Here is a 16,789-nt window from a genome sequence, read left to right on the forward strand (position 1 = left end):
TGGGCCGTGATCGGCCCACCCGGCTTAAGTGGCGTGACAGGTCAGCCGTGCGCCTTGCCTCGGCCGCCGGGGCCGAGCTTCTTGCGCGGGCGGACGGAGATCTCGATGGGGCTGCCCTCGTACCCGAACTCCTCGCGGAGCTTGCGCTCGACGAAGCGCTGGTAGCCGGCGTCCAGAGGGCCGGTGGTGAAGAGCACGAACCGCGGCGGCGCCACCCCGGCCTGGGTGGCGAACAGGATGCGCGGCGCGCGACCACCGCGCACGGGGTGCGGGGTGGCCTGCACCAGGGCGGTCAGCCACTGGTTGAGGTACGCGGTCGGTACCCGGGTCTCCCAGCTGGCCAGGGCCTTGTTGAGGGCCGGCGCCAGCTTGTCCACGGCGCGGCCGGTCATCGCGGACAGGTTCAGCCGGATCGCCCAGGGGATGCGGCGCAGCTCCCGGTCGATCTCCTTGTCCAGGTAGTAGCGGCGGTCCGCGTCGACCAGGTCCCACTTGTTGAAGGCGATGACCAGCGCGCGGCCGGCCTCGGTCACCATGGTCAGGATCCGCTGGTCCTGCTCGCTGATCGGCTCGCTGGCGTCGAGCAGCACCACGGCCACCTCGGCGGCCTCGATCGCGCCTGCGGTGCGCAGGCTGGCGTAGTACTCGGTGCCGCTGGCCTTGCCGACCCGCTTGCGCAGTCCGGCGGTGTCGACGAGTTGCCACGTCTGACCACCGATGTCGACCAGACTGTCGACCGGGTCCACAGTGGTGCCGGCGACCGAGTCGACGACCGCCCGCTCCTCACCGGAGAACCGGTTGAGCAGGCTGGACTTGCCCACGTTGGGTCGGCCGACGAGCGCGACCCGGCGTGGCCCGCGCGGACGGTTCTCGACGATCGCCGGGGCCTCCGGCAGCGCCGCGAGGATGGCGTCCAGCAGGTCGCCGGAGCCCCGCCCGTGCAGCGCGGACACCGGGAACGGCTCGCCGAGGCCGAGCGACCACAGCGACGTGGCCTCCATCTCGATGGAGGTGTTGTCGGCCTTGTTCGCCACCAGGATCACCGGCTTGGCGCTGCGCCGCAGCATCTTCACGGCGGCCTCGTCCACGTCGGTGGAGCCGACCATGGCGTCGACCACGAAGAGCACCACGTCGGCGGTGAGCACCGCCGTCTCGGCCTGCGCCGCGATGGCCGCGGCGCGGTCCTTCGCGTCCGGCTCCCAGCCGCCGGTGTCCACCACGGTGAACGACCGGCCGTTCCACTGCGCGTCGTACGGCACGCGGTCCCGGGTCACACCGGGTACGTCCTCGACGACCGCCTGTCGACGGCCGATGATCCGGTTGACCAGTGTGGACTTACCGACGTTGGGGCGGCCGACCACGGCCACCACCGGCTGTGGGCCGGTCGGTTCCTCGACGGTGACGTCGGGCTCACGCAACTCGACCCAACCGCCACCATCGCTGCTCATGCCACACCCCGCTCGGCGAGCAGGTCACGCAGTCGCGCGACGACCTCGTCGATGCCCAGCTCGGTGGTGTCCAGCACGACGGCGTCCGGCGCCTGGGCGAGAGGGTTGACCTTGCGCGTCGAGTCGAGCCGGTCCCGTCGCGCCAGGTCAGCGGCGGTGGCCGCCACGTCGGCGGCGTCCTCGGCGCTGCGCCGGGCCGCGCGGGCCTCCTCGGAGGCGGTCAGGAAGACCTTCAGGTCGGCGTCCGGCGCCACGACCGAGCCGATGTCCCGGCCCTCGACCACCATCCGACCAGCGTTGGCGATCATCTCGCGTTGGCGGGCGACAAGCAGCTCGCGGACCGCGGGGACCGCGGCCACGGCGGAGACCGCCCCGGTCACCTCGGCGCCCCGGATGTCGGCGTCCACGCCCACGCCGTCGACGGACACGGCGTACCCCTGCGGGTGGGTGCCGATGTGCAGCTTGACCTCGCCGGCGACCTTGGCCACCGACGCGGTGTCGGTGAGGTCCACGCCGGAGCGCAGAACGGCCCACGTGATCGCCCGGTACATCGCCCCGGTGTCCAGGTAGCGCGCACCGATGCCGACGGCGAGCCGCCGCGAGACGGTGGACTTACCCGAACCGGACGGCCCATCCACAGCGACCACACATCGCCCGGTCCGTACGTTTTCTTCCACCGTGTCCTCCTCAGCCCGTACCTCACGGATCGCCCGGTGCTGGCGCCGCAAGCGGTTGTCTATCGTCGTCAATCATGCCCGGGGTCCGTGCTGGACCCTCGCGCGCCACCGCCGGTGGCGACCCACGCCACCCGGCGGCCGCGTACCGGCCGCCACGGAGCCTACCGGCAGCCGTACCCCGTTCCCGTGGGCTCAGTCACCCACCGCGTTGAACAGGGCGGCGACCTCCGCGTTGGTCAACCGTCGGATCCGCCCGGTGCGCAGGTCACCCAACCGGATGGGACCGATCGAGGTACGCACCAGCCGGGTGACCGGGTGGCCGACCTCCTCCATCAGCCGCCGGACGATGTGCTTGCGCCCCTCGTGCAGGCTCAGCTCCACCTGGGCGGATTTGCCGAGGGTGTCGACCACCCGGAACGAGTCGACCTTGACCGGCCCGTCCTCCAGCTCGACGCCGGCGAGGAGCCGCTTGCTCAGGTTGCGCGGGATCGGGCCGACCACCTCGGCGAGGTACGTCTTGAGCACCTGGTACGACGGGTGCATGAGCTTGTGCGCGAGGGTGCCGTCGTTGGTGAGCAGCAGCAGGCCCTCGCTGTCCGCGTCGAGCCGCCCGACGTGGTAGACCCGCTGCTCCAGCCGGGCGCCGATGAAGTCGGACAGCTCGTTGCGTCCCTTTTCGTCCGCCATGGTGGTGACCACGCCGCGCGGCTTGTTCATCGCCACGTAGACCAGGCGGACGTCGACCTGGAGGCGCTCGCCGTCCACGTGGATCACGGCGGTGGCCGGGTCGACCTTGTCGCCGAGCTTGGCGACCCGCCCGTCCACGGTGACCCGGCGGCGGAAGATCAGGTCCTCGCAGGCACGCCGGGAACCGACGCCGGCGGCGGCGAGCACCTTCTGCAGGCGCTCAGCCCCCTCGAAGACAGGGGCGTCGGGTTTGGGGGAACGGTTATCGGGTCGCATCAGCAAGCTCTTCTACGTCGTCGGGCAGGAAGGGTGCGAGGGGCGGCAGCTCGTGGACGGTGTTCAGCCCGAGCTTCTCCAGGAACAGCGTGGTGGTCCGGTACAGGAACGCCCCGCTGTCCGTTTCGGTGCCGCACTCCTCGACGAGGCCGCGGGTGACAAGCGTACGGATGACCCCGTCGCAGTTCACACCCCGGATGGCCGAGATGCGCGAACGGGTCACCGGCTGCTTGTAGGCGACCACGGCGAGCGTCTCCAACGCCGCCTGGGTCAGCCGTACGGACTGCCCGTCCAACACGAACCGCTCAACGTACGTAGCGTATTCCGGCCGGGTGTACAGCCGCCAACCGCCGGCCGCCCGGCGCAGCTCGAACCCGTGCCCGGCGGCCGTGTAGCCAGCGGCGATCTCGTCGAGCACCGGCCCGATCCGCTCCGCCCGCTGCTCCAGCACCTGGGCCAGGACCAGCTCGCTGACCGGCTCGTCGACCACCAGCAGGATCGCCTCCAGCGCCCCGCGCAGCTCGGTGTCGGACAGCTCCGGCGCGGGCTCCGGCGCGGCCGTCACCCGCCGCCGCCCGCCAACAGACCGAGAGGGTACGTGCGCACCCCCGGCCTCCCCGGGCGGAACGGTCCCGCCGGCCCCGGCCAGCTCGCCGGTCTCCCCCGCCACGCCGGTCTCCCCCGCGCTCGGGGAGGGCTCCGGCCCGTGATCGCCGTCACGATCGTCCAGGGCGGGCGGCGGAACGGTCGCGACCGTGGGATCGGGTTGGTCGCTGTCGCGTTCCTCATCGGCCTCGGTGGCCTCTTCGGCGATCTCCCCGGACTCCGGGCCCGTGGGGGCGGGCAGGCGGGGGCGTTCCCACGGGGGGACCCAGGCGGCGGCCTGGTCGGCCAGTGAGTCCCGGCGTTCCTCGTCACTCATCCCGCTCATCCTCCGTCGTTCCCGTCCCGGCCGGCCCGCCGGCCTCCCCCGCCGGCTCCGACCCGACGGGCTCCGAGCCCGCTGGCTCCGGCCCGTCCGCCCCCGAGCCCGCCGGCTCCGGTCCGACCGGCTCCGACCCCACCGGCTCCGGTTGCGGGGCTCCGACCGGCTCCGGGTCGGTCGCGGTGCCGGCGTACTCGTCGACGTGCAGTTCGGTGTCACCCTCGGCCGGGCCGGTCCAGCGCACGGTCAACTCCTCCAGGGCCTGCTCCTGCACGAACGACACCAGACCCTCGCGGTACAGCTCCAGCAGCGCGAGGAACCGGGCGACCACCTCCAGGGTGGCCTCGCAGTCGGCGCAGAGCAGCGAGAACGTGGCCGTGCCGGCCCGGCGCAGGCGGTTGGCGAGGATCGCCGCGTGCTCCCGGACGCTGACCCGGACCATGTGCACGTGGGCGATCGACACCTCCGGCACCGGCTTCGGAGTCATCGCCTTGACCGCCAGCTTCAACAGCCGCTGCGGACCGATGCCCAGCACCAGGTCGGGCAGGGCCTCGGCGTACCGGGGTTCCAGGCTGACCGCCCGTGGATAGCGGCGACCGCCGACCGCCTCCAGCTCGGCGATGTGCGCGGCCGCCTCCTTGTACGCCTTGTACTGCAACAGGCGGGCGAAGAGCAGGTCCCGTGCCTCCAGCAGGGCGAGGTCCTCCTCGTCCTCCACCTCGGCGGCGGGCAGCAGCCGGGCTGCCTTCAGGTCCAGCAGGGTCGCGGCGATCAGCAGGAACTCGCTGGCCTCGTCGAGGTCCCAGTCGTCGCCCATGGCCCGGATGTAGGCGATGAACTCGTCGGTGACCGTGTGCAGGGCCACCTCGGTCACGTCGAGCTTGTGTTTGCCGATGAGTTGCAGCAGCAGGTCGAACGGGCCGGTGAAGTTGGCCAGCCGCACCGTGAACCCGGCGGGCGACACACCGTCGACCACGGCCGGAGCAGCGGTCTCGGGCGGGTCGAGGGGCGGCGCGGTCACCGCACGACCGTTTTGCACGCGATGGACACCGGGCGTTCCGGCTACCGCTCCGACTGGGCGGCGATCACCTCGCGGGCCAGCTGACGGTAGTTGCGCGCCCCGGAGGACGCCGGGTCCATCGTCGTGATCGGCGCACCGGCCACGGTGGACTCGGGGAACTTCACCGTCTTGGTGATGACCGTCTGGTAGACCTTGTCGCCGAACGCCTCGACCACCCGCTGCAACACCTGGCGGCAGTGGGTGGTGCGGCTGTCGTACATGGTGGCGAGGATGCCTTCCAGCTCCAGGTCGAAGTTGAGTCGCTCGCGCACCTTGTCGATGGTGTCCAGCAGCAGCGCCACACCACGCAGGCTGAAGAACTCGCACTCGAGCGGGATGAGCACGCCGTGCGCGACGGTCAGCGCGTTGATCGCCAGCAGGCCCAGGGAGGGCTGGCAGTCGATCAGGATGTAGTCGTACTCCTTGCGGACCGACCGCAGGACCCGGGCCAGGGCCATCTCCCGGGCGACCTCGTTGACGAGCTGTATCTCGGCGGCGGAGAGGTCGATGTTGGCCGGCAGCAGGTGCAGGCCCGCCACGTCGGTCTTGATGAGGACGTCCTCGGCGGTCACGTCGTCCTGCATGAGCAGGTTGTAGACGGACAGGTCGAGGTTGTGCGGGTTGACCCCCAGGCCCACCGACAGCGCGCCCTGCGGGTCGAAGTCGACGAGCAGCACCTTGCGGCCGTACTCGGCAAGGGCGGCACCCAGGTTGATGGTGGTGGTGGTCTTGCCGACGCCACCCTTCTGGTTGGCCATCGCGATGATGCGCGCCGGGCCGTGCCGATCGGTGGGCATCGGCTCGGGGATGGGCTTGCGCATCGTGTAGGCCGCCGGATCCGCCGGACCGAGGTCCGCACCGAGCGTGGCCTGCTGCTCGCGGAGCTCCGACGTCCAGGTCTCGGCACGGTCACCGTTGCCAGCCATGTGCTCGTTGCCCCCTCCCGACGACCCCACCCGGCGTCGGAGCCGTCCGACGTCCTTCGCGGCGCCGCTGCGCACCCCGGTCGTGTCGCCCCAGGAGGTCCGCGCCGATGCCGACTGTACGCCACCGACCAGCAGGGCGTTCGGCACCGGCCCGGCGTGTCGGGACCGACCGTGACCCGGCGGCCTCAGCCCCGGGCGCGCGGGTGGGCGGTGGCGTACACCTCGCGCAGCCGCTCGACGGTGACGAGCGTGTAGACCTGGGTGGTGGTCACCGAGGCGTGGCCGAGCAGTTCCTGGACCACACGCACGTCCGCGCCGCCGTCGAGCAGATGGGTGGCGTACGAGTGGCGCAGGGTGTGCGGGGACACCGCGGCGGGTCCGTCGACCGGCAGTCCGGCCTGGGTGGCGGCCCGGCGCAGGATCATCCAGGCGCCCTGCCGCGACAGCGCGCCACCCCGGGCGTTGAGGAACACCGCGGGGGTGCCCCGGCCCGCCGCGGCCAGCCCGGGCCGGGCCCGCACCAGGTAGGCGCGCACCGCCTCGACGGCGTACCCGCCGATCGGCACCAGCCGCATCCGGCCGCCCTTGCCGCGCAGCAGCACGGTGCCCTCGTCGACGTCCAGGTCGTCGACGGCGGCGCCCACCGCCTCGGAGATCCGCGCGCCGGTGCCGTACAGGAACTCCAGCAGCGCCCGGTCGCGCAGCGCGAGCGGCGCGTCAACGCCGGTCGCGGTGACCGCTCCGGCGGACTCCAGCAGCCGGACCACGTCGTCGACTCCCAGCGCGCGGGGCAGCCGACGTGGTGGGGTGGGCGGGCGGACGTCGCGGCTCGGGTCGGCGCCGGTCAGGCCCTCGCGCAGGGCGAAGCGGTGCAGGCCGCGGACCGCGCTGGCCGCCCGGGCGGCGGAGGAGACCGCCAGCGGCGGGTGCTCGTCGTCGCCGGCGCGCAGCCGGGCCAGGTGCGATTCGACGACGCCGGCGCCGACCGACGCGAGGTCGGCGACGCCGGCGTCGGCGAGGGTCGCGAGGTAGCGGTCCAGGTCCCGGCGGTACGAGGCCAGGGTGTTCGCGGACAGGCCGCGCTCGACGGTCAGGTGGTCGAGGTAGGCGCGTACCGCACGACGCAGCGCCGGCGCGGACCGTTCGTCCGCGCCGGCGGAGCCCGCGATGCCGGTCAGCCCGCCACCGCTCAGTTCAGCGCGTCGGCCAGCGGGAGCACGTCCATGCCGTGCGCCTCGGCGACCGGGCCGTAGGTGACCCGACCGGCGTGGGTGTTCAGGCCCAGCGCCAGCGCCGGGTCGCTGCGCAGCGCCTCCCGCCAGCCCTGGTTGGCCAGCTCCAGGGCGTACGGCAGCGTGACGTTCGTCAGCGCGTACGTGCTGGTGTTCGGGACCGCGCCGGGCATGTTCGCCACGCAGTAGAAGATCGACTCGTGCACCTTGTAGACCGGGTCGGCGTGCGTGGTGGGATGCGAGTCCTCGAAGCAGCCGCCCTGGTCGATCGCGATGTCGACGAGCACGCTGCCCGGCTTCATCCGGGAGACCAGCTCGTTGGAGATCAGCGTCGGGGCCTTCGCGCCGGGCACCAGCACCGCGCCGATGACCAGGTCGGCGTCGAGCACCGCCCGCTCGACCTCGTACGCGTTCGACGCGACGGTCTGCAGGTGACCCCGGTAGATGGCGTCGGCCGACCGCAGCCGGGCGACGTTCTTGTCCAGCAGCAGCACCTCGGACTGCAGGCCCAGCGCGATGGCGGCGGCGTTCATGCCGGAGACGCCGGCGCCGATGACGACGGTCTTGGCGGCGTACACGCCGGAGACACCGCCGGGCAGCACACCGCGCCCACCGCCGGTACGCATCATGTAGAAGGCGCCCACCTGCGGGGCGAGCCGGCCGGCGACCTCGGACATCGGGGCGAGCAGCGGCAGCGACCGGTCGGGCAGCTCGACGGTCTCGTACGCGATGCCGGTGACCCTGCGGTCGATGAGCGCGTCGGTGCACTCCTTCGAGGCGGCCAGGTGCAGGTAGGTGAAGAGCACCTGCCCCTCGCGCATCCGGTGGTACTCCTCGGCGATCGGCTCCTTGACCTTGAGCACCAGCTCGGCGGTCTCCCACACCTCGTCGGCGGTGGCGAGGATCTTCGCGCCGGCGGCGGCGAACTCCTCGTCGGTGATGCTGGAGCCGACCCCGGCGCCGGACTCGACGAAGACCTGGTGACCGCTGCGGGTGAACTCGTTGACACCCGCTGGCGTGATCGCCACGCGGTACTCGTGGTTCTTGACCTCGCGTGGGATTCCGACCTTCACGATGCAGACACCTCTCTTCGGGGCTGCTCTCCCCCGACTGCTCGGTGCCGCGATGGCCCCATTGCCACCGCGGTCCACCGGTCCCGCCGGCGGCAGTCTAGGCGCGCCCGAAGCCGCCGCCAGCCAGCACAGTGGCATCCGGTGACCGGGTGTCCTGACGATGTGTCAGGGCACCGGCCCGGTACGGCGGTGGAGCGTCGCCTCAGCCGTCAGGACAATCTTCGGCCATTATCGTCCCATCTGCCGGGTGGCGGTGCGGACAGCAGCCGAGTGGATCACTAATGTGACCGCCCATGACCACTCCTCCTTACCAGCCCGGGTACGCCCCGGGTTACTCCGACAAGAGCAAGGTCGTCGCGGGCATCCTCGGCATCCTGCTCGGCACCTTCGGTGCCGGTCGGTTCTACACCGGACACACCAAGATCGCCGTTCTCCAGCTCGTCGTGAGCATCGTGACCTGCGGTGTCGGCGCCCTCTGGGGCGTCATCGACGGCATCCTCATCCTGGTCAACGGCGGCACCGACGCGCAGGGTCGCCCGCTGCGCGACTGACCGCCCGCACCGACGAAGGGGCCCCGCGGCTGACCGCGGGGCCCCTTTCGCGCGTACCCCCGCCGGGTGGACCGGCGGCGGGGCTCAGCGTGGCAGCGGCGCGTCCGCCCGGCGCAGCGCCGTGAAGCCGGTGTCCCGGGCGCGGGCCGCGGCGAGCAGCCCGGCCACCGCCGACGCGTTGGTGACCTCGCCGGCCAGGACCATGGCGACCGCCTCGTCCAGGTCGATCCGCACCACCTGGAGGTCGGCCTCCTCGTCGTGGCGCTCGTGCCGCTCGTCGACAGGTACGTCGCCGAGGTCCCGGGCCAGGAAGACCCGGACGATCTCGTCGGTGAACCCGGGCGAGCTGTGCAGGTCGACAAGCACGTCGACCCGCCCGGCGGTGAGGTCGGCCTCCTCGGCCAGCTCCCGCAGCGCGGCAGCCGGCAACTCCTCGCCGGAGACGTCCATCAGCCCCGCCGGCAGCTCCCACAGGTGCCGACCGACCGGATGCCGGTACTGCCGGATCAGCACCACCTGACCGGCGTCGTCGAGCGCCACCACGGCGACCGCCCCGACGTGCCGGACGAGGTCACGCACCCCGGTCCCACCGCCCGGCATGGTCACCTCCTCGGTGACCACGTCGAAGATCCGCCCCCGATACCGCTCCTGGCGGGAACGGACCTCGTAGCGGTGCTCCAGGTCGCTCACGAGGTCGACGCGGCCTTCGACGCGGCGCCGTTGCGGGCGGCCTTGCGCGTCGTCGGGGCCTCCGTCGCCGGGTCCAGGTCGACGGGCAGCTGGTCGGCCTGCGAGTACGCCACGGCGGCCTTCACGAACGAGGCGAACAGCGGGTGCGGGCGGGTCGGGCGGCTCTTCAGCTCCGGGTGGGCCTGCGTGGCCACGAAGAACGGGTGCAGGCTCCGGTCCAACTCGACGAACTCGACAAGCCGGCCGTCCGGCGAGGTGCCGGAGATGTGCAGGCCGGCCTTGGTCAGTGCGTCCCGGTACGCGTTGTTCACCTCGTAGCGGTGCCGGTGCCGCTCGCTGATCTCGGTGCTGCCGTACGCCTCGGCGACGATCGAGCCCTCGGTCAGCGTCGCCGGGTACGCCCCGAGCCGCATGGTGCCGCCCAGGTCGCCCTTGCCGGCGACGATGTCCTCCTGGTCGGCCATGGTGGCGATGACCGGGTGCGCGGCCTGCTCGTCGAACTCGAGGGAGTTCGCGCCGTCCAGGCTCGCCAGGTGCCGGGCCACGTCGATCGTCATGCACTGCAGGCCGAGGCAGAGGCCGAGCAGGGGGATGCCGTTCTCGCGGGCGTACCGGGCGGTGCCAATCTTGCCTTCGATGCCGCGTACGCCGAAGCCGCCGGGGATGAGGATGCCGTCCACTCCGGCCAGGGCCGCCGCCGCGCCGGCCGGGGTGACGCACTCGTCGCTGGGAACCCACTTGAGCTGCACCCGTGCCCGGTGGCCGAAGCCCGCCGCGCGAATCGCCTCACTCACCGACAGGTACGCGTCGGGCAGGTCGACGTACTTGCCGACCACCGCCACGGTGACCGTGTGCCGGGGCCGGTGCACCCGCTCCAGCAGGTCGTCCCAGCTGGTCCAGTCCACGTCCCGGAAGGAGAGCCCGAGCCGGCGCACCACGTACGCGTCAAGCCCCTCGCGGTGCAGCACCTTCGGGATGTCGTAGATGCTCGGGGCGTCCGGGGCGGCGACGACCGCCTCGGCGTCCACGTCGCAGTAGAGCGACAGCTTCTCCTTGAGCTTCACCGGGATCTCCCGGTCGCAGCGCAGCACGATGGCGTCCGGCTGGATACCGATGTTGCGCAGTTGGGCGACCGAGTGCTGCGTCGGCTTGGTCTTGAGCTCCCCCGACGGCGCCAGGTACGGCACCAGCGACACGTGCAGGTAGAAGCAGTTGTCGCGGCCCAGGTCGTGGCGGACCTGACGGATCGCCTCCAGGAACGGCAGCGATTCGATGTCGCCGACCGTGCCGCCGACCTCGGTGATCACCACGTCGGGCTGCTGGCCGTCCTCGTCCGGGTCGGCCATCGCCCGGATCCGCGACTTGATCTCGTTGGTGATGTGCGGGATGACCTGGACGGTGTCGCCCAGGTACTCGCCGCGCCGCTCCTTGGCGATCACGTCGGAGTAGATCTGGCCGGTGGTGACGTTCGCCTTGCCGGACAGCGCCCGGTCCAGGAAACGCTCGTAGTGCCCGACGTCGAGGTCGGTCTCGGCGCCGTCCTCGGTGACGAAGACCTCGCCGTGCTGGAACGGGTTCATCGTCCCCGGGTCGACGTTCAGGTAGGGGTCGAGCTTCTGCATCACCACGCGCAACCCGCGCGCGGTCAGCAGGTTGCCGAGGCTGGAGGCGGTGAGGCCCTTACCCAGCGAGGAGGCGACGCCCCCGGTGACGAAAATGTGCCTGGTCGTCCGTGCTGATGGGGCCAAGGCCTGCTCCCGTGTCGTCTGTCGCGGTCATGCAGACCGCCGTGCTTGATCAGCAAAAGTGATCACGCGATCCACGGGATTCGACGGTAACACCTCCCGGGCCGTCACCCACAGGCCGCACCCCGGCTGCGACACCACCGGGGTCCCCCGCGACGGGACCTGACGCTCAGGGAGCGGCAACCTCGGTCGATGACCGGGTCACCTGCCGGGGCGGCACCACGGCGGTCGGCTCCCCGGCGGTCGGCTCCCCGGCGTCGTCGACGTCCGGTCGCCGCTGGACCGCCGTGTCGACAGGTGGCCGCGGCGGGCTCGCGGGCGGGCCGCTGATCGGGCGGGGATGCACCGCGCCCAGCGGGCCACCACCGCCGGTCGGGCCGCCGCCACCGGCCGGACCGACACCGCCGGAACCCGTGTCGCCGGGCCCCGCGTCGCCGCCCGGGTCCGTGTCGCCGCCGGGGCCAGAGTCGCCGCCGGGGCCTGCGGCATCGCCGGCGCTGTCGGCGGAACCCGCGCCGTCGGCGCGTGGGCGGCCCAGGTTCGGACGGGTCCGGTCCGCGGCGTGCCCGAGCACCCGCAGCGAGGCCAGCGCCGCCATCGGCACCACAAGCGCGGCGGCGGCCCCGGCGACGTCGAGCGCCGCGCCGTCGAGCACCCCACCGAGAACCGCGGCGACGGCCGTGCCGGCAAGCGCCGCCCGGACCGCCGGGTAGATGCCGAACAGCCGCATCAGGCCGCCCCACGGCTGCAACAACGCGAACCACACCAGCAGCCCACCGGCCAACGCCAGCACCGTCAGCGGACTGTTGACGAGTGTCTCGAAGTTCTCCGTGCTCGACCGGTGCACGGCGAACCCACCGGTGCCGTCGCCGATGGCCGACAGGAACCGGCCCAGGCTGCCCCGCTCCGCCGGTGGACGGCGCAGGTCCACCACGGCGAAGCCGACACCCACCGCCAGGGCGGCCATCGACGCCCACGCCAACCTGCTGATCGTCAGCCAACCGCCGGCGCTGATCGCCGCGGCCACACTCAGACCTGCGGTGAGCGCGATCGCCCCCACCGGATCGGCGCCCAGGTACGGGCTGCCGACGACCACCACGGCGAGGCCGCCCACGGCCATCATCACCGCGGGTCGCCAGCCCCGGGGAACCCGCTGGGCGAGCCAGCCCCCGCTCAGCAGCGCCCCGGCGAGCAGCACGCCCAACCCGACGGTGCTCAGACCCGCGTACCGGCCACCCTGAAGGGCCGAATAGCCCACCACGCCGTTGAGTTGCAGCCGCGCCCCGGTGAGCACGTCCAGCCCCACGACGAGCGTGGTGAGGCCGGCCACCGCGCCGAGAGGGCCGAGGGTGCCCGCGTAGCCGGGGGCGAAGCGGACCGCCGCCGTACCGGCCGCCACCAGCAGCGCGGTCACGCCCGCGAAGATCCAGCCGGGATGCTCGCCACGCCACCAGGGCACCGCGTCGGCGAGCAGCGCCGCCGGCACCGTCAACGCCGCCGCCACCAGCAGCACCTCGACCACCGCCACGAGCCGGGCCGGCGCCGGCGTCGGACCGGCCGGCCCGGCGTGCGGCCGCGCCCGGCGCAGCAGCGGCAGCACCGCCAGGGCCAGCAGCACCTGCACCACGGCGAGCACGGTGAAGAAGCCGCCGGAGACGGTCCGTTGGGCGGCCGCCTCCCGGTCGGCGTCCGCCGGGGCGGTGACGGCGTCGGTCAGGTCGGCCGGACGGTCACCCGTGCTGACCGCCGGCCGGCCAAGGAAGAGCCGCTCCGGCATCGGCCGGCCCAACGCGGCGAGCGCGGTCGGCGCGAGGTCGACAAGTTGCAGGTACCCGTCCCGGCCGGTGCTGGCCGACGTCAGCCACCCCCGATCCCAGCCCGGGCCGTCGGCGACCACCACGTGCAGCCGCGACGGCAGGGCGGTGTCGGAGATGCCGGCGACCATCACCAGCGACCGCGGTGGGCGGGCAGCCACCACCCGGGCGAGCTGGACGTCCGCCGCGCGGGCCTGCTCGGCGCGCGTCGCCGGATCGGTCCCGGCGACCGTGCCCAGGTCGACGATGCTCAGCACACACGAGCCGAGCAGCGCACGCGGGTCGTCCGGCAGCGCCGAGGCGTACCGGTCGACCCGCCCGAACGGTCGCGCGGCGGCCACGGCCGCCCCCGGACCCACAGCGACCGAGCAGCGCACCGACTCCGACAGCGACCCGGGCATGGTGTTCCACGGCAGCCGCTGCTGGTTGTACTGGACCACGCTCTCCTGCTCCGGCAGGTTCGCGCCGATGCCGTCCGGCTGCTCCACGGCCACCCCGGCGGCCGGGCAGCCACCGTCGGGCCGGCTGCCGTTCCACCCGGCGAAGCTGCCCGCGCCGAGGGTCAGCCACCCGTCCACCGGGCAGGTGGGCCGGTGCGCCGACCGCACCGACAGCGAACCGATCGCGCCCTGCTGGGCCATCCGCCACAGCGTCGGGGTGCGCTGCGGATCCACGTCCTCCCAGCGCAGACCGGCGACACCGGCGAGGACCACGAAGTCGGCGGTGCGCTGCGGAGTGCCCTGCGGCGGCCGCACGGCCAGACCGGCGACACCCAACGTCACGACGAGCAACGTCAACACGGCGGGCGCGAGTCGACGCAACATCAGCGCTGTCCCGTTCTGGGCGCCCGGGTGGCCGCCGGACCGGCGGGGGCGGCGGTCAGCTCGGCGTACAGCGCCGTCAGCGCGGCCACAGTGTCCACCTCAGTGGGCCAGGTCAGGGCCCGCTCGGCGCCCCGGCGTCCCAGCTCGGCGCGGGCCGCCGGATCGTCGAGCAGGGCGCGCACCGCCGCGTCGAGGGCGTCCACGTCACCGGGCCGAACCAGCGCCGCGGCGTCCCCGACCAGATCCGGCAGCCCACCGACGGCGGTGGCCACCAGGGGTACGCCGGCACGCAACGCCTCCTGCGCGAACAGTTGCCGCGCCTCCCAGTCGCTGCTCACGACCGCCAGGTCGGCGCCGGCGAGCAGATCCGCCACGTCGGTGCGGTGCCCCAGCAGGGTCACCGGCGCGCGGGCCGCGGACGTCCGGGCGGCCAGCGGAAGGTACGCCGGGCCGCTGCCGGCGATCACCACCACCGGTGGCGGTGTCCGGGTACGCCAGCGGGCCGCCGCGTCGATGAGCACGTCGTAGCGCTTCTGCGGGTGCAACCGGCCCACCGACACGATCAACGGTTGGTCCGGTCGTACGCCGAACTCGGCCCGGACCGCCGCCGGACGCCGACGGGGCGCGGGCAGGGTCGGCGCGGCGACCGGGGCGAGCCGGGCGTCCGCGGCACCCAGCGCCGAGGCCCGGTCCACCAGGTCCTCGGACGCGCCCAGGGCCACCCGGGCACCCCGGGCCACCACCCGCTCGACGAGGCGGGACACCCCCCCGCGCAGCCCACCCGCGAGGACCGCGTTGTGCCAGGTCACCACGAGCGGGGCAGACGGACGGGCCAGCACGGCGACCAGCCCGGCGCGCAGGCCGTGGGCGTGCACCACGTCGACCCGGGCGTCGGCGAGTACCCGACGCACGGCGAGCACCGCGCGCGCGTCGGCGGGCGTCGGGCTGGCCGGGATCTCCACCGGCTCGAACCGCGCGCCGACGCCAACGAAGTCGAACTGTTCCTGCGTCGCCGCCGGCCCGCACACCAGCACCCGCGCTCCGGCCTCGACGAGCCCGCGGGCCACCGAGCGGACGTGCTGGCCGACGCCACCGGTGCTGGAGGCGAGTAGCAACGCGACACTGCCCGACCAGCCGGCCGGCAGAGCTGGCTCACGTCCCCCGCTCACTGGCCCACCGTCTCCTTCCCGTCGCCCCGCTCCGGCGCGGTCGGCGTCGACCCGCCGTCGGGCTGTCGCGGCCCCCGCCGGGTCAGGCGGCGCAGCGCCCCGGCGAGCAGCGGCCGTACGTCCCGCCGGTCGACGAACCAGACCACGGCGAGGAACACCACCCCGACCAGAACCCCGGACAGCATGCCCTGACCGAGTGCCGCAGCCATCGTCGGGGTGCCGCCGTCCGGCGTGTCGAGCAGCCGGGTGACCCCCAGTCCGGCGAGCGCGGCGAGCGCCCCGGCGAGGGCACCGGCCGTCCCGGCCCGCGCCGCGCCGCGAAGTGCCGCGCGGCCGGCGCTGCGCCGCACCGCCGTGAGCAGCAACGCCCCGAGCACCAGCATCCCCACCGAGTTGGCGGAGGTGACCGCGAGGACCCGGTCCCGTACCGGCAGGAGCGCACCGAACAGCAGGACGACGGCCGGCACCACCAGGAAGCCGACGGCCGTCGCGCCGGTGGCCGCCCGGGTCTCGCCCCGGGCGTAGAGCGCCCGGGTGAGCACCGCGAAGAGGCCGTACCCGAGAAGGCCGGGGGCGTACCCGATGATCGCGGCGGCGGCGGTCGAGGCGGCCGTGGCGGACCCGGGGAAGAAGAAGTGCCCGACCGGCCCGGCGGTCCCGACCAGCGCGGCCGCGCCGAGGCAGCTGAACAGGAGCACGCCGCGCACGGCGGGGGCGAGCGTCGAACGGTACGTGTCCTCGTCGCCCGTCGTGTGCGCCGCCGCCAGGGTCGGGTACGCGGCGATGGCCAGCGGCACCGCCAGCACCGCCCACGGCAGCAGGTAGACGGTCTGCGCCAGGTTGTAGACGCCGGGGTTGCTGACCGCGCCGACGGTGACCTGGTTCAGGCTGACGATCAGCGCGAGCTGCTGCGTGGTGACGGTGACGGCGCCGGCGACCGCCAGGGCGCCCACCCGGGCCCGCGCGTCGGCAGGGAACCCGAAGCCGGCCCGCAGCCCCAGCCGCAGTTGCCGGACCGGGATCAGCAGCGACAACGACAGCACCACCACACCGAGGGTGGTGCCGGCGGAGAGCAGCAGCTCACCGTCGGGGCTGACACCGCCCACCGTCGCGTACCGGCCCTGGGTCGCGGTGAAGCCCAGGTAGACCACGATCACCGTGAGGCTGGACAGCAGCGGGGCGAGCACCGGCCAGGCGAAGCGACGGTGCGCCTGGAGCACACCGGCGAGCACGATGCCGACGCCGTACAACGGCAGTTGCGGCGCGAAGACCCGCAGCATCCGTACGCCGCTCTGCTGCTGGGCGGCGCTCAACCCGTCGCCGAGCAGCCCGATCACCGGCCCGGCGGCGAACACCACGAGCAGCGCGAGCGGCACCAGCAGGGCCAACGTCCAGGTCAGCAGCGCGCCGGTGGTGCGGGCCACCGCCGTCCGGTCGCCGGCCGCGACCGCGCCGGCCAGCAGCGGTACGACGAGACTGGCCAGGGCTCCCCCGGCGACGATCTCGAAGATGAAGTTCGGTACGGCGTTGGCCACCACGTAGGCGCCGCCGAGGTCGGTAGGCGCGAGGCTCCAGGTGAACACGGCGGTACGGCCGAAGCCGGCGAGCCGGCTGGCCACGGTGAGGGCGGCGATGAGCGCGGCTGCCCCGGCCAGCCGGCCGGCGCCGGCGAGGGGTGCCGGTCTGGTCACG

General features: G+C 73.5%; 14 protein-coding genes. 1 reads left to right on the forward strand and 13 read right to left on the reverse strand.

Translation table 11 applies throughout. The annotated features are described in order from the left end of the window. Nucleotides 1–41 precede the first annotated feature (41 nt). The 8 genes from der to ald form a co-directional block, all read right to left on the reverse strand. Nucleotides 42–1,448, reverse strand: a complete 1,407-nt coding sequence (gene der / locus ABZS77_RS26980) for a ribosome biogenesis GTPase Der (protein WP_354828366.1) — start codon at nt 1,446–1,448, stop codon at nt 42–44. Beyond that, on the reverse strand, nt 1,445–2,125 hold the full coding sequence (gene cmk, locus ABZS77_RS26985) for a (d)CMP kinase (RefSeq protein WP_354828370.1): 681 nt from the start codon (nt 2,123–2,125) through the stop codon (nt 1,445–1,447). Before cmk ends, der begins: the two co-directional genes overlap by 4 nt. A 192-nt stretch (nt 2,126–2,317) precedes the next feature. Then, the gene (locus tag ABZS77_RS26990) at nt 2,318–3,088 is read right to left on the reverse strand and encodes a pseudouridine synthase (protein WP_354828373.1); all 771 of its coding nucleotides are present in this window, start codon (nt 3,086–3,088) and stop codon (nt 2,318–2,320) included. Beyond that, complete coding sequence (scpB, locus tag ABZS77_RS26995; protein WP_354828376.1) at nt 3,075–4,010, reverse strand: SMC-Scp complex subunit ScpB; 936 nt, start codon at nt 4,008–4,010, stop codon at nt 3,075–3,077. Before scpB ends, ABZS77_RS26990 begins: the two co-directional genes overlap by 14 nt. After that, complete coding sequence (locus tag ABZS77_RS27000) at nt 4,003–4,989, reverse strand: segregation/condensation protein A (protein ID WP_354828429.1); 987 nt, start codon at nt 4,987–4,989, stop codon at nt 4,003–4,005. Before ABZS77_RS27000 ends, scpB begins: the two co-directional genes overlap by 8 nt. 86 nt (nt 4,990–5,075) lie before the next feature. Continuing rightward, nucleotides 5,076–5,999, reverse strand: coding sequence for a ParA family protein (locus ABZS77_RS27005; protein ID WP_088990243.1), 924 nt, complete (start codon nt 5,997–5,999; stop codon nt 5,076–5,078). Nucleotides 6,000–6,184: 185 nt separating this feature from the next. After that, nucleotides 6,185–7,168 carry a site-specific tyrosine recombinase XerD gene (locus ABZS77_RS27010; protein ID WP_354828432.1) on the reverse strand — a complete coding sequence of 328 codons (984 nt, stop codon included), beginning with the start codon at nt 7,166–7,168 and terminating at the stop codon, nt 6,185–6,187. A 20-nt stretch (nt 7,169–7,188) separates the two neighbouring features. Next, the gene (gene ald, locus ABZS77_RS27015) at nt 7,189–8,304 is read right to left on the reverse strand and encodes an alanine dehydrogenase (protein WP_354828379.1); all 1,116 of its coding nucleotides are present in this window, start codon (nt 8,302–8,304) and stop codon (nt 7,189–7,191) included. Between the two features lie 293 nt (nt 8,305–8,597). Between ald and ABZS77_RS27020 the strand changes: the two genes are divergently transcribed. Then, nucleotides 8,598–8,855 carry a TM2 domain-containing protein gene (locus ABZS77_RS27020; RefSeq protein ID WP_252417702.1) on the forward strand — a complete coding sequence of 86 codons (258 nt, stop codon included), beginning with the start codon at nt 8,598–8,600 and terminating at the stop codon, nt 8,853–8,855. A gap of 84 nt (nt 8,856–8,939) precedes the next feature. Here ABZS77_RS27020 and ABZS77_RS27025 read toward each other — a convergent pair whose 3' ends face one another. From ABZS77_RS27025 to ABZS77_RS27045, 5 genes are all read right to left on the reverse strand, one after another. Beyond that, nucleotides 8,940–9,545, reverse strand: a complete 606-nt coding sequence (locus ABZS77_RS27025; RefSeq protein ID WP_354828382.1) for an NUDIX hydrolase — start codon at nt 9,543–9,545, stop codon at nt 8,940–8,942. Further along, the gene (locus ABZS77_RS27030) at nt 9,542–11,293 is read right to left on the reverse strand and encodes a CTP synthase (RefSeq protein WP_354828384.1); all 1,752 of its coding nucleotides are present in this window, start codon (nt 11,291–11,293) and stop codon (nt 9,542–9,544) included. Before ABZS77_RS27030 ends, ABZS77_RS27025 begins: the two co-directional genes overlap by 4 nt. A 166-nt stretch (nt 11,294–11,459) precedes the next feature. Further along, nucleotides 11,460–13,928 carry a hypothetical protein gene (locus ABZS77_RS27035; RefSeq protein WP_354828387.1) on the reverse strand — a complete coding sequence of 823 codons (2,469 nt, stop codon included), beginning with the start codon at nt 13,926–13,928 and terminating at the stop codon, nt 11,460–11,462. Further along, a complete protein-coding gene (locus tag ABZS77_RS27040; protein ID WP_354828389.1) occupies nt 13,928–15,097 on the reverse strand; it encodes a glycosyltransferase family 4 protein in 1,170 nt (389 codons plus the stop codon). Before ABZS77_RS27040 ends, ABZS77_RS27035 begins: the two co-directional genes overlap by 1 nt. Beyond that, nucleotides 15,094–16,788, reverse strand: coding sequence for a lipid II flippase MurJ (locus ABZS77_RS27045; RefSeq protein ID WP_354828392.1), 1,695 nt, complete (start codon nt 16,786–16,788; stop codon nt 15,094–15,096). Before ABZS77_RS27045 ends, ABZS77_RS27040 begins: the two co-directional genes overlap by 4 nt. Between the last annotated feature and the right edge of the window lies 1 nt (nt 16,789).

The sequence above is a fragment of the Micromonospora sp. NPDC005298 genome (genome assembly GCF_040607375.1).
In the GTDB taxonomy this organism is placed as follows: domain Bacteria; phylum Actinomycetota; class Actinomycetes; order Mycobacteriales; family Micromonosporaceae; genus Micromonospora.

Bases quoted from the DNA above. Each gene is read 5' to 3' on its own strand.
- der (WP_354828366.1), bottom strand. From the start codon at position 1,448: ATGAGCAGCGATGGTGGCGGTTGGGTCGAGTTGCGTGAGCCCGACGTC.
- ABZS77_RS26990 (WP_354828373.1), bottom strand. From the start codon at position 3,088: ATGCGACCCGATAACCGTTCCCCCAAACCCGACGCCCCTGTCTTCGAG.
- scpB (WP_354828376.1), bottom strand. From the start codon at position 4,010: ATGAGTGACGAGGAACGCCGGGACTCACTGGCCGACCAGGCCGCCGCC.
- ABZS77_RS27005 (WP_088990243.1), bottom strand. From the start codon at position 5,999: ATGGCTGGCAACGGTGACCGTGCCGAGACCTGGACGTCGGAGCTCCGC.
- ABZS77_RS27020 (WP_252417702.1), top strand. From the start codon at position 8,598: ATGACCACTCCTCCTTACCAGCCCGGGTACGCCCCGGGTTACTCCGAC.
- ABZS77_RS27035 (WP_354828387.1), bottom strand. From the start codon at position 13,928: ATGTTGCGTCGACTCGCGCCCGCCGTGTTGACGTTGCTCGTCGTGACG.